At 59.6% G+C, this 12,475-nt stretch carries 8 protein-coding genes; 7 read left to right on the top strand and 1 reads right to left on the bottom strand.

Features of this window, described 5'->3' with window-relative positions; genetic code table 11:
- Nucleotides 1-215 precede the first annotated feature (215 nt).
- The 6 genes from katG to ACN19L_RS00940 all read left to right on the top strand — a co-directional run bounded on the left by katG (nt 216) and on the right by ACN19L_RS00940 (nt 8,975).
- Nucleotides 216-2,513, top strand: coding sequence for a catalase/peroxidase HPI (gene katG, locus ACN19L_RS00965; RefSeq protein ID WP_426491685.1), 2,298 nt, complete (start codon nt 216-218; stop codon nt 2,511-2,513).
- A 312-nt stretch (nt 2,514-2,825) separates the two neighbouring features.
- Nucleotides 2,826-5,330 carry a TonB-dependent siderophore receptor gene (locus ACN19L_RS00960; RefSeq protein WP_426491684.1) on the top strand — a complete coding sequence of 835 codons (2,505 nt, stop codon included), beginning with the start codon at nt 2,826-2,828 and terminating at the stop codon, nt 5,328-5,330.
- Between the two features lie 200 nt (nt 5,331-5,530).
- On the top strand, nt 5,531-6,781 hold the full coding sequence (locus ACN19L_RS00955; RefSeq protein ID WP_426491683.1) for a PepSY-associated TM helix domain-containing protein: 1,251 nt from the start codon (nt 5,531-5,533) through the stop codon (nt 6,779-6,781).
- Nucleotides 6,782-6,872: 91 nt separating this feature from the next.
- Nucleotides 6,873-7,910: a bile acid:sodium symporter family protein gene (locus ACN19L_RS00950; RefSeq protein WP_426491682.1), complete on the top strand. Its 1,038-nt coding sequence runs from the start codon at nt 6,873-6,875 to the stop codon at nt 7,908-7,910.
- Nucleotides 7,911-8,048: 138 nt separating this feature from the next.
- Nucleotides 8,049-8,498 carry an ankyrin repeat domain-containing protein gene (locus ACN19L_RS00945; RefSeq protein ID WP_426491681.1) on the top strand — a complete coding sequence of 150 codons (450 nt, stop codon included), beginning with the start codon at nt 8,049-8,051 and terminating at the stop codon, nt 8,496-8,498.
- A gap of 237 nt (nt 8,499-8,735) precedes the next feature.
- The gene (locus ACN19L_RS00940) at nt 8,736-8,975 is read left to right on the top strand and encodes a hypothetical protein (RefSeq protein WP_426491680.1); all 240 of its coding nucleotides are present in this window, start codon (nt 8,736-8,738) and stop codon (nt 8,973-8,975) included.
- On the opposite strand, the gene ACN19L_RS00935 is transcribed toward ACN19L_RS00940, so the two are convergent.
- On the bottom strand, nt 8,941-11,631 hold the full coding sequence (locus ACN19L_RS00935) for an MGH1-like glycoside hydrolase domain-containing protein (RefSeq protein ID WP_426491679.1): 2,691 nt from the start codon (nt 11,629-11,631) through the stop codon (nt 8,941-8,943). The genes ACN19L_RS00940 and ACN19L_RS00935 overlap by 35 nt on opposite strands.
- A 217-nt stretch (nt 11,632-11,848) precedes the next feature.
- On the opposite strand from ACN19L_RS00935, the gene ACN19L_RS00930 reads away from it, so the two are divergent.
- Nucleotides 11,849-12,418: a hypothetical protein gene (locus ACN19L_RS00930; RefSeq protein ID WP_426491678.1), complete on the top strand. Its 570-nt coding sequence runs from the start codon at nt 11,849-11,851 to the stop codon at nt 12,416-12,418.
- The last annotated feature ends 57 nt before the right edge of the window (nt 12,419-12,475 follow it).

Below are 12,475 nucleotides of genomic sequence, written 5' to 3'. Positions count from 1 at the left end.
TAGATCGGGTGAATGGGGCCGTTGACAGGCAGCGTGGTCAACAAGGGGTACTAATGCCCGAATTATGTAAGAACCGAAGGCCCCCTAAGCTGGTCAATTAGCGTACAGTTGAGCCGGTTGCCCTTTTTTGCGGCAGCAGCCTCCATCTGTTCTTCATTCACAAGGCCTTACGTTAGGCATCTCACACTGCCTTTCTTACCCCCAATTAACTCCCCATGCTGCACATCAGTCACGACAAGACCGACACTACGAGTTTCGACATGCAGGGTAAATGCCCGTTCGGCGGCGACCGGATAGGCGGGGCTACGGGCACGCCCCCCACCCTCGCCGACTGGTACCCCAACCGCTTAAAGGTGGAGCTGCTGCACCAGAACAGTCCCCAGGCGAACCCACTGGGTGAGGATTTCAACTACGCCGAGGCTTTCAGCCGCATTGATCTGGAGGCATTGAAGCAGGAAATCAAGTCTTTCCTAACAACTTCCGTGGACTGGTGGCCATCCGACTACGGCAACTATGGCCCGCAGATGATCCGGATGGCCTGGCACTCGGCCGGCACCTACCGCATTGCCGACGGCCGCGGCGGCGCGGGCCAGGCCATGCAGCGCTTTGCCCCCATTGAAAGCTGGTGGGACAACGGCAACGTGGATAAGTCGCGCCGCCTGCTGTGGCCCATCAAGCAGAAGTACGGTAGCTCCCTTTCGTGGGCCGACCTGATTGTGCTGACCGGCAACTGTGCCCTCGAAATCATGAACTTCCCTACCTACGGCTTCGCCGGGGGCCGCGAGGACGCCTGGGAGGCCGACAACGCCGGCTACTGGGGTCCGGAAGTAATCCATGACCTGCGCACCGCCGAGGCCCCCGACAAGATGGTGAACCGGGACAAGCGCTGGCGCGGCCAGAACGGCGACGCCAACTACGACCTGGAAAACCCGCTGGCCGCCTCGCACCAGGCCCTTATTTACGTGAACCCCGAAGGCCCCTACGCCGACGGCGACATCATGGGCTCGGCCCGCGACATCCGGGTAACCTTTACCCGCATGGCCATGAACGACGAGGAAACCGTAGCCCTGATTGCCGGCGGCCACGCCTTCGGCAAGAGCCACGGCATGGTTCCGTCGAAGGAAATCGGGATGCCGCCCGAAATTGCCCCGCTGGAGCAGATGGGCCTGGGCTGGCACAACCCCGTAGGCGCGGGCAACGCCGAACATACGATGACCAACGGCATCGAAGGCAGCTGGACCCAGAACCCCACCCAGTGGGACAACAGCTACCTGGAAAACCTCTTCGGCCACGAGTGGAAGCAGACCCGCAGCCCCGCCGGTGCCCTGCAGTGGACACCCGTGGACGACAATGCTCCCCGCACGCCCGACGCCCACATCCCCGGCAAAACCCACGCGCTGATGATGATGACCACCGACCTGGCGCTGAAGGAAGACCCCGAGTACCGCAAGGTGTGCGAGAAGTTTCTGAACGACTTCGACGCCTTCACCCAGGCCTTCTCCAAGGCTTGGTATAAGCTTACCCACCGCGACATGGGGCCCCGGGAGCGGTACCTCGGCCCCGAAAAGCGCAACGAAAACGACCTGCTCTGGCAGGACCCCATCCCGGAAGCCGATTACGCCATCATTGAGGCCGCCGACGTGGACGCCCTGAAAAAGGACATCCTGGACTTGGGCGTGTCAGGTTCGGATTTGGTATTTACGGCCTTCTCGGCAGCCGTGACGCACCGGCACAGCGACAAGCGTGGCGGGGCCAATGGGGGCCGCCTGGCTTTGGCCCCGCAGAAGGACTGGGAGGTAAACCGCCGCACGGTGCCCGTCATCGAAAAGCTGCGCTCGGTGCAGTTTAAATTCAATGAGCAAGCCAGCAACGGCAAGAAAGTATCCCTGGCCGACCTCATTGTGCTGGGTGGCTGTGCTGCCCTGGAGAAAGCCGCTGCCGACGCCGGTGTACCAACTAGCGTACCCTTTACTCCCGGCCGCCGCGACACTACGCAGGAGCTGACCGACGTGGAAATGTTCACCTGGCTTAAGCCCGTGGCCGATGGCTTCCGCAATTACCTCGACGCCGACTTGGATAAGATTGCGCCTAAAGTAGCCCCCGAGGAGCTATTCCTGGATAAGGCCCACCTGCTGAACCTCACCGCACCTGAGTGGGTAGCCCTGACCGGTGGCCTGCGCGCTATGAATGTCAACCACGACAACTCTGAGCACGGCGTATTCACGGACCGGGTAGGTGTTCTGACCAACGACTTCTTCACCGTACTCACCAGCATGGATTACGAGTGGAAGAAAGCTGATGCCAGAGGCTACACCCTCACGCTCAATGACCGTAAAAGCGGCGAGAAACGTTTCACTGCCACCCGTACCGACCTGGTATTTGGCTCCAACAGCCAACTGCGGGCCGTAGCGGAAGTGTACGCCGGACAGGATGGGCACCAGCGCTTTGTGCAAGCCTTCGTGAAGGCCTGGAACAAGGTGATGATGCTGGACCGCTACGATGTGCGAGCCTAAATAGCCCCATTTTCCCCCGATTACCATCAGCCCGACTCCACCACCGTGTGGGGTCGGGCTGATGGCTTTTCCGGCGGTACCAACCGGCAGCCAAGGTGACTGTTGGCGGGTGCAGACCAAAGTTCACTGGCGGCAATCCAGTTAAATGCTTGGTTAACACCGGAACTCACCCCTCACAAACTCAACACTACGTCAGTGTAAATCAACCACAACTTACACTATATAGATTTTTTCTAAATATCTATTTTGAATCTATCTAAATAGACAGCAGCTTTGCATTGTTTTAAATAATTCTAAACAAGCCCTGCATCTATGTCCGCTTTCCTACCCCTCCTTGCCCTGCTGTCCCTCGTCCCGCCTGCTCCGTTAGTGGTCAGTGGCCCACGAGCCAAAGACGTCAGCCCCGCCTCCGGCGGCGACGATACGGCGCAGCGGGGCCGCCTGGCGGGCCGGGTGCTGGACGAGAAGGGCGTACCGGTGGAAGGCGTGATGGTGGCGCTGAAAGGCACCGCCTACGGCACCACCACGGGTGCCAACGGGCAGTTTCGGCTGACGGCCCCGGCGGGCACGTACCAATTGGTCATCAGCAGCCTGGGCTTCGGCACGCAGGAGACAGCCGCAACTGTTATGGCGGGCGAAACCACCACGCTGCCGGCCATCATAGTGCAACCGGCGCAGCAGCAGCTGAACGAAGTGCGCGTGACTGGCAGCCGCAGCCTCAACGAGCGACCGGTAGCCGTGGGTAAGGTGGCCATTGCCCCCCTCGACCTGCCCCAGAGCACCTTCACAGTGGAGCGTCAGACGCTGGAACAGCAGCAGGTACTGCGCGTGAGCGACGTACTGGCCAACGTGAGTGGCGTGTATGTGAGCGGTAACACGGGCGGCTACCAGGAGGAAATTTCGGGCCGGGGCTTTGCCTTCGGCAGCAGCAACACCTTCAAGAATGGGGTGCGCTACAACAACAGCATTCTGCCCGAAACCAGCTCCCTGGAGCGGTTTGAGGTACTGAAGGGCAGCAACGCCATTCTGTACGGCAGCGTGGCGGCCGGCGGCGTGCTGAACCTGGTAACCAAAAAGCCCCGCTTCGAATCGGGGGGCTCCATTGGCCTGCGCGTGGGCAGCTATGATTTCTACAAGCCCATGCTGGACGTGTACGGGGCCGTGAATGGCAGTGAGCATGTGGCCTTCCGGGTAAATACCACCTACGAAAACAGCCGCAGCTTCCGCCATGAGGTGAAGGGCGAGCGGTTTTACGTGAACCCGTCTTTGCTCTTCAAGATTGGCAAAAAGACCGATTTCCTGCTGGAAGGCGACTACCTGAAGGATAACCGCACACCCGACTTTGGCGTGGGGGCTATCAACTACCGCATTCCGGACGTGCCCCGCGGCCGTTTCCTGAACACTGACTGGGCCAACATTGCCACGGAGCAGAAATCGGCCACGGCTACGCTCACGCATCATCTCAACGATACCTGGCAGGTGCGCGGCGTGGTGGCCTACCAGGGCTTCAGCAACAACCTGCGCTCGGCCTCCCGCCCCAGCAGTGTGCGCGACTCGGTGGACGTATTCAGCGGGGTTGATAAAAACGGCAAGCCTACCAAAGTACTGACCGGCACCCCAGCCCTATACGGCAACCTGGTGCGCGGCCTCCAAGCCAGTGAAGCGAAGGAGGACTACTTCCTGGGCCAGGTGGACGTGACCGGCCAGGTGCGCACCGGCTTCCTGAAGCACACGGTACTGGTGGGCATGGATGCCGATAAGTACAATACCCGCTCCATTGCCTACAACGCCATAGTGAAGTACGATTCCCTCAACGTATTTGAGCCGCAGCGCTACGCCGAGAACAGCACTGTACCGAACTTCACCCGCAATACCCGCTCCTACGCTCCCATCCGGCGGGTGGGCGTATACGTGCAAGACCTCATCGAAATTACCGAGAAGCTGAAGCTGCTGGCCGGCGTACGGTACAGCTACCAGGAAACGGGCACCTACCGCTACACGCACCCAACCACGAAAACACCCGAATCTTTCATCCGCACGAAGCGCTACGACGACGCCTTCTCGCCCCGGCTAGGCCTGGTGTATCAGCCGCTGAAAACGATGTCAGTTTTCGCCTCCTACGCTAATTCCTTCAACATCAATGCCGGTGTGGACAACACCGGGGGTGCTCTGCCGCCTTCTCTCATCGACCAGTATGAGGTGGGCGTGAAGAACGAGCTGTTTAATGGTCTGCTCTCGGCCAACCTCACGGGCTACCGTATCGTGAACAGCAACCTGGCCCAGACGATTGATTCGAAAGCGCCCAACTACAATGAAAATATTCCCACGGCCCAGGAGCTGGCCGGGGAGGTAACCAGCAAGGGCGTGGAGCTGGATGTGCAGAGCAAGCCCATGCAGGGTTGGTCGGTGATTGGGGGCTACAGCTACAACCGCACCACCTACACCAAAAGCAGCATGTACATTGTGGGCAGTTTGCTGCGCTACAACCCCAACCACACGGCCAACGCCAGCGTGTTCTACACCTTTAATGGCGGCGTGCTGAACGGGCTGAACCTGGGCCTGACTACCCTGTACATTGGGGAGCGGCAGGCCGGCCGCAGCACCCGCAGTAATATACCCGGTGATGCCTTCCGCCTGATTCCGCTGCCCGCGTACACCCAGTTCGACGCTTCTGTGGGCTACACCTATGACCGCCTGAGCCTCCGCCTCAAGCTCTCGAACGTGCTCAACCAGCTTAGCTACAACGTGCACGATGACAACAGCGTGAACCCTATTGCCCCGCGTCAGTTTGCGGCTACTGTAGGGTACCGTTTGTAAAATAAGTACCGAACTATGAGTAGTGAGTAGTTAGATGCCCTGTAACCACCTGACTAGCAAACCAAGGATACACCTCACTACTCAGTACTTACGTCTCAATACTTCAAAAGTGAGTGAGTGAGCAAGACCCGGGAGCAGCTGGCTGCAACCAGTCGCCTCCGGGTTTTACATCAACTTTCCAAACCGGGTTTTTCTGCGCTATGAAGACTTTTTTCCGCAACATTCACCTCTATCTCAGCCTGATTTCGGGGCTGATAATTGCCGTGGTCTGCCTCACGGGGGGCATTCTGGTATTTGAGAAAGAACTGGAGCAGGCCTGGCACCCTGCGCGGTATTTCGTGCAGTCCGCCACTACTCCAGCCCTGCCTTTGGCCCGCCTGCAGGACGCAGTGAAAACCTACAAAGCCGACGCCAGAATTGTGGGCATGAAAGTGTACGCCGACCCCACCCGCACCGTGGAGTTCAGTCTGGCCGGCGGCCCCGAAGGCGGCCAGAAGCTGGAGGGCAACAAGGCCATAGCGGGCCGCTCTCAGGAAGCGCACCAACCTCAGCGGGAGGGCCCCGATGTAACGGGCGAAAAAGGCAAAGGTGGCAAGGGCGGCGAAGGTGGCCGGGGCCCGGTCGTTTTTGTGAATCCCTACACGGCCGCCGTTACCGGGGAGCTGAACTACCGCGAAACCGTATTTTTCACCGTTATGGCATTGCACCGCGGGATGGTGGGCGGGCCGGCCGGTAAACTCATCGTAGGCGTGAGCACATTCCTGTTTCTGTTCATCATTGGAACCGGCGTGGTGCTCTGGTGGCCGGCCAGCCGCAAAGCCGTGAAGCAGCGGCTGAAAGTAAAGTGGCGCGGGGGCTGGAAGCGCCTCAACCACGACTTACATATCGTGCTGGGCTTTTACTCGGCCCTGTTCCTGTTCGTGTTTGCCTTTACCGGCTTGGCGTGGTCGTTTGAGTGGTTCAACAAGGGGATTTACGCCATTACCAACTCGCCCATGGAGCGGCCCGAGCCGCCCGTGTCTGTTGCGCCGGTGGCGGAAGCCCCAGCGGGTACCCTTACCCCCGACGCAGCCCTCAGCCACGCCCGACAGTTGGCCCCGCAGGCCGTGTATTACTCGCTGCAGCTGCCCAAGGAGCCCACTGGCAGCATCCGGGTAGCTACCCTGCGGCCCAATGCGGTGTATGAAAATGCCACCGACGAAATTTTCCTCGATCAGTATTCGGGGCAGGTGCTGCGCCGGCAAACCTACGAGCAGCGCAACCTGGGCCAGCGCGTGCGGGGCCTGTTCAAGCCGGTACACACGGGGGCCATTTTCGGCTGGCCATCCAAAATCATCAGCCTAGTGGTGTGCGTGCTGGGCTTTACCTTCCCTATCACCGGCCTCATCCTGTGGCTGAACCGGTTAAGGAAAGAGCGTAAGAAACTGCCCCGCGTGGCCGTGCCCGCATAGTGGAAGGCTGAATTAACCTTCCGGCAGCCATAATCGTACGTTTCCGCAGCGTCGGGCTACTCTTTAGCCCGACGCTTTTATTTTGCCCGCTATGATGCCTCAGCCGCTTGCACCTGCTCCCCTGCCACCCACCGAAAGCCGCCTGATTGCCTTACTGCGCCGGGCCGGTTTGCTCGATTGGTTTCTGCTGGGACTGTTGGGCATGGTGGGGCTGGCGTACTTCTTTCCGGCCGTGGGTGGTAAGGCCAGTCCTGTTCCGTGGAAAGCCATAACTACGGCCGGCGTGGCGTTAATTTTCTTCTTTTACGGCCTGCGGTTAAGCCTGGATAAGCTACGCGCGGGCCTGCGCAACTGGCGGCTGCACGTGGTGGTGCAGTTCATCACGTTTGTGGCATTTCCGCTGCTGGCTTTGGCGGTGCGGCCGTTGTTTGAGGCAGAAAAGGGCCAGCAACTGTGGCAGAGTATTTTCTTTCTGTGCGCGCTGCCCAGCACGGTATCCTCGTCGGTAGTAATGGTGAGCATGGCCCGTGGCAACCTGCCGGCGGCCATTTTCAACGCCAGCATCAGCAGCCTGCTGGGCATTGTGCTTACCCCACTCTGGACCAGCCTGTTCCTGTCAACCTCCGCCGATGGCGGCCACCTCTGGAGCCTGGCCGTGAGCCTGCTCTGGCAGGTGATAGTGCCCGTAGTAGCGGGTGTGCTGCTCAACCGCCGCTTCGGGGCCTTTGCCGAGCGACATAAGAGTACTCTGCGCATCTCAGACCAGGTGGTTATTCTGCTGATTGTGTTTACGGCTTTCTGCGAGTCGTTTGAGCAAGGCATTTTCCGCAGTTATGCCGCCCGCGACGTAGCCCTGCTGGCCCTGGGTATGGTGGGCTTGTATCTGGCCATCGGTGGCGCGGTGTGGATGCTGAGCCGGCTGCTGGGCTTCTCCCGCGAAGACCGGATTACGGCCCTGTTCTGCGGCTCCAAAAAATCATTGGTGCACGGCAGCGTAATGGCCAGCCTGCTGTTTCCGGGCATGGCAGCCACCGGGCTATTGCTGCTGCCACTCATGCTGTACCATGCCCTGCAAATTATTCTAGCCAGCATGATGGCTCAGCAGATGGGCCGGCAGGCGAAGGCATAATACAATTCCGGCTGTTGCTGGACAACCTACCAGCCCTTGCGCGTTTCTGGCGATTAGGCCCGACGGTGAAATTGGGATATTCCGGCAGGGTGAATGTATCTTTGCATTTGCTCTCTCTTTCCGCGTGTATTTCCCGGCATGAAAAAATTTCTTCTCGGTTTCGCTCTATCTTTTGGAACCGTAGCGGCTGCTCAAGCTCAAACTCCAACTCAGAAAGTATATACAGCCGTAGTGAAAAACCAGGCCGCCGCCGTTGAGGCACTCCTGGCCGCCGGGGCTGATGCCAACGCCACGGTAGAAATGATGCCGGGCTTCCCAACGACTTATTTGTTTCTGGCGGCTGAGAATGGGCATCCCGAAGTCGTAAAAACCCTGCTCAAGCATAAAGCCCAGGTTGATAAGCCTGATTCCTTTGGAGCAACTCCCCTGATGGCCGCCGCGGCCAAGGGCAACCTGGAGATTGTGCAGGCCCTGCTGGCCAGCGGCGCAAATCCCAAAGCCAAAGACAAAGATGGCAAGGATGTTCTGGCTAGCGCCAAGGAAGGTGGTAACCCCGACGTACTCAAGCTCCTGCAGAGCAAACAGTAGTACTTGTATTTTTTTTATATGCAAAAGCCCCGACCTACGTGTCGGGGCTTTTGTTTTCAGACGAGGACTGCCCGAGCTCGGCAGTAACTTATTTTATTCTATCTTGCTTTAGTTATATCATTTTATTCCACCGGACCGCTGTACAATCCGGTAATCAATTGTGAAATCATGTAGGTCTGCGGAACTAAGTGGCAGTGTATCTGGATTTGAGCTGCTGAAACACCTCTACCATAGTACATGCTTGATTTCCAACTCACTACCGCTGGCTTCTTTGAGATTTCCGGCACCGCTGATGCGCTGTCGCCTGGCACCACCTACGTACGGCCCCGGGCGGCCGAAACGGTGCGCATCTTTATCCCGGCCGATGGCTCGGGGATAGAGGTATACGCCGGCACCCTCCGTAACAGCCACTTGGTTTTCAGGGGGTCGCGGGAGCAGGCGCTTACGTTGCCGTGGTTGCTCCCGTTGCCCAACTAGCTACCGGAGCTTCGGGACGATGATGGCGCAGCAGCCGCACGACCAGGCCCGTCCAGCCGGTTTGGTGGCTGGCGCCCAAGCCCCGCCCGGTGTCGCCGTGGAAGTACTCGTGAAACAGCAAGTAGTCTTTGAAGTGGGGGTCGGTCTGGAGCAGTTCATCATCAGCGAAAGCCGGGCGGCGGCCTCCAGCATCCGGCAAAAACAGCCGGGTAAGCCGCTCCGACAAAGCTTCCGCAATCTGCTGCAGGTTGAAGCGCTGTCCCGAGCCCGTGGGATACTCAACCCGGAAGGAGTCGCCATAGTAGGCATGGAAGCGCTGCAACGATTCGATTATGAGGTAGTTGATGGGAAACCAGATGGGCCCCCGCCAGTTGCTGTTGCCCCCGAACATACTGCTCTCGGCCTCGCCCGGCACGTACTGCACCATAAAATCGGTATCGACGGTGCTGTACACGTAAGGATTCTCAAGGTGGTAGCGCGAGAGGGCCCGGATGCCGAAATCGGACAGAAACTCCTGCTCATCGAGCATGCGTTTGAGCAGGTGCCGCAGCCGGCTGCGGCGCAATAAGCTCAGCAGGTGGCGGGCTCCCTGGCCCGGCTCCTGCCAGCGGGCTACCAACTGAGCCAGATGAGGGCGGTTATCGAGCAGCCAGCGGGCCCGCTCCGTGAACTCGGGCAAGGCGTTCAGCAGCTGTTCATCAATCACTTCCACGGCGAACAGCGGAATCAGGCCCACAATGGAGCGCACGCGCAGCTTGGTACGGGCATCATCGGGGGTGTGCAGCACATCGTAGTAAAACTGGTCCTCCTCGTCCCAGAGGTTGAACTGCCCGTCGCCACCCCGGGTCATAGCATCGGCAATGTAGAGGAAGTGCTCGAAGAATTTGCCCGCCATTTCCTGATACACCGGATTATGACCGGCCAGCTCCATGGCCATGCGCATCATATTCAGGGCAAACATGGCCATCCAGCTGGTGCCATCGCTCTGCTCAATGTAGCCGCCGGTGGGCAGTGGGGCGCTCCTATCGAATACGCCAATGTTGTCCAGCCCCAGAAAACCGCCCTCAAAGATGTTCCGCTCGCTCTTATCCTTCCGGTTAACCCACCAGGTAAAATTCAGCGTCAGCTTATGAAATACGGCTTCCAGAAAAGCAGTGTCGCCCTGGCCTTCGTGCAGTTTTTTATCCATCTGGTATACCCGCCAGGTTGCCCAGGCGTGTACCGGCGGATTCACGTCGTTGAGGTTCCACTCGTAGGCCGGCAACTGCCCGCTGGGGTGCAGGTACCGGTCATGACAGAGCAGACGCAGCTGGGCCTTGGCAAAGTCCGCGTCCACCATAGCCAGCGGGATACAGTGAAACGCCAGGTCCCAGGCCGCGTACCACGGGTACTCCCACTTATCTGGCATTGAGATAATGTCCTGGTTGTGCAGGTGGCGCCAGTTGCTGTTGCGGCCCTTGCGGCGGCGGGCCGGCAGGCGGGGCAGCGCCGGGTCCCCGTCCAGCCACTGGGTTACATCGTAGTAGTAGAACTGCTTGCTCCAGAGCATGCCGGCAAAGGCCTGACGCTGCACGTTGCGCACTTCGGGCTGGGGCGGCAGCTCCTGCTGCATGCACTGGTAGAACGCGTCGGCATCCTGCAAACGGGCCGCCATAATGGGCTCGAAATCAGCAAACGGAGTGGACAGCTCCTCCCGGCTCAGGCGCAGGCGCACTGTGCGGGACTCGCCGGAAGCCAGCTCCAGCGGGTGGTGAGCGGCCATCTTGGTGCCGCGCCGCTTAGGGTTAACAGCCGTGAAGTCCCCTTCCACTACGTAGTCGTTTATACCATCCTTGAAGTAGCGGCCGGAGCTGGTGGGGTTGAACGGGTCGCCGGTACGGTGATGGTTGGTGTCATTATCGCAGAACAGCAGGCCCGCCGGCTCATCGGCATACACGTGGTAGCGGCCCAGGGCGGGGTGGTCGGCGGCGGCGGCGGCGGGGCCGGTGGCCTGCAGCGCGGGCCTGGCCGCGCCGGCTTCGTGGCCCCAGGCCCAGGTGTTCCGGAACCACACCGTCGGCAGCACGTGCAGGGCGGCGGCTTCGGGCCCGCGGTTGTGAGCCGTTATCTGCAGCAGAATATCATCAGGCCCGGCTTTGGCATACTCAATGAACACGTCGAAGTAGCGGTTCTCGCTGAAAACACCGGTATCCAGCAGCTCAAACTCGGGCTCCAGGCGAGTGCGGCGGGCGTTTTCCCGGCGCAGCTCCTCGTACGGAAACTCCCGCTGCGGATACTTATACAGCATCTTCATGTAGCTGTGGGAAGGTGTGCTGTCGAGGTAGTAGTACAGCTCCTTCACGTCCTCGCCGTGGTTGCCCTGGCCGTTGGTAAGGCCAAACAGCCGCTCCTTCAGCATTTCATCCTGCTCGTTCCAAAGAGCCACGCTCAGGCACAGGTGCTGCCGGTCATCAGAAATGCCACCCAGGCCCTCCTCACCCCAGCGGTAGGCCACACTGCGAGCCAGCTCATGAGGCAGAAAGCTCCAGGCGTTACCATCAGGCGAGTAATCCTCGCGCACGGTACCCCACTGCCGTTCGGTGAGGTAGGGGCCAAATTTTTTCCAGAGAGCCGCGCCGGTGCGGTGTTGGGCTAAGCGTACTTGTTCCTGCATCATACCATCGGGGGTAACTGTCCCAGCGCAAAGGTACGGGTACAGGCGGGGCTGGTTGTGAATTTGCACGGTTTCAGGCTATGCAGCACAAATACCGGTCAATACTGATGGGTATGTGCGCACCGGCTGAGGGCCTCGCCAGCAGAATTTACTACCCAGCGTGGGCAGCTGAGTTCGTGCCGGCCTTTACCTTTGCTGAAGTTCCGCCATCTTCCATAGCATGCGCTTTTTCCTGCACCTGAGGCCCTGGCCTCTGTTTACCCTCACGTTTATCCTGCCATTTGGCGTGATGATGGCGAGTAGCATGGCGCTTATTTTGCGGCCGCTGCAGCCCACGGCTTTCATCCTTATCTACTCCTGCGTTATGCTACTGCTGATGGGCAGCCTGTTTGGGTGGCTGTGGACGTTGGGCACGTATCTGGCCCGGCGGCTACCAGCGGGCACCGTTGCTCCGGTCCGGTGGCTGCACGCGGCCCTCGTGCTTCCCGGCGCGTACATCCTGTTGATTCTGGGCGCACTGGCAACCGTGGTTTCGACAACCGCTCCTGCTGTTCAGTCTGCCTGGGCACTGTTCATTGTGCCGCTGCATCTGCTGTCGATGGCCGGTATTCTGTACAGCCTGCAGTACGTAGCCCGGGCGTTGCGCAGTGTGGAGCTGCAGCGTCCGGCGCAATTCAGCGAGTTCGTAGGCGAGTTTTTCCTGCTCTGGTTTTATCCGGTGGGCATCTGGTTTATCCAGCCGCGCATCAACCGGCTGTTTGCCCACCAGCCGGCGACTCTAGGCCCCTAACCTCTGCCTGCACGCCGGCAGCCCCAGCAAGACGTAAAAACGCCCGCTTTCTGCTCG

Source organism: Hymenobacter sp. 102 (assembly GCF_049949205.1).
GTDB lineage: Bacteria > Bacteroidota > Bacteroidia > Cytophagales > Hymenobacteraceae > Hymenobacter.
Note: the sequence above shows the minus strand (reverse complement) of the source record. Positions and strands in the feature narration are given on the sequence as shown.

Excerpts from the sequence above, each read along its gene's own strand:
- ACN19L_RS00945 (WP_426491681.1), top strand. The coding sequence starts at position 8,049 with ATGAAAAAATTTCTTCTCGGTTTCGCTCTATCTTTTGGAACCGTAGCG.
- ACN19L_RS00950 (WP_426491682.1), top strand. The coding sequence starts at position 6,873 with ATGATGCCTCAGCCGCTTGCACCTGCTCCCCTGCCACCCACCGAAAGC.
- katG (WP_426491685.1), top strand. The coding sequence starts at position 216 with ATGCTGCACATCAGTCACGACAAGACCGACACTACGAGTTTCGACATG.
- ACN19L_RS00955 (WP_426491683.1), top strand. The coding sequence starts at position 5,531 with ATGAAGACTTTTTTCCGCAACATTCACCTCTATCTCAGCCTGATTTCG.
- ACN19L_RS00940 (WP_426491680.1), top strand. The coding sequence starts at position 8,736 with ATGCTTGATTTCCAACTCACTACCGCTGGCTTCTTTGAGATTTCCGGC.
- ACN19L_RS00935 (WP_426491679.1), bottom strand. The coding sequence starts at position 11,631 with ATGATGCAGGAACAAGTACGCTTAGCCCAACACCGCACCGGCGCGGCT.
- ACN19L_RS00960 (WP_426491684.1), top strand. The coding sequence starts at position 2,826 with ATGTCCGCTTTCCTACCCCTCCTTGCCCTGCTGTCCCTCGTCCCGCCT.
- ACN19L_RS00930 (WP_426491678.1), top strand. The coding sequence starts at position 11,849 with ATGCGCTTTTTCCTGCACCTGAGGCCCTGGCCTCTGTTTACCCTCACG.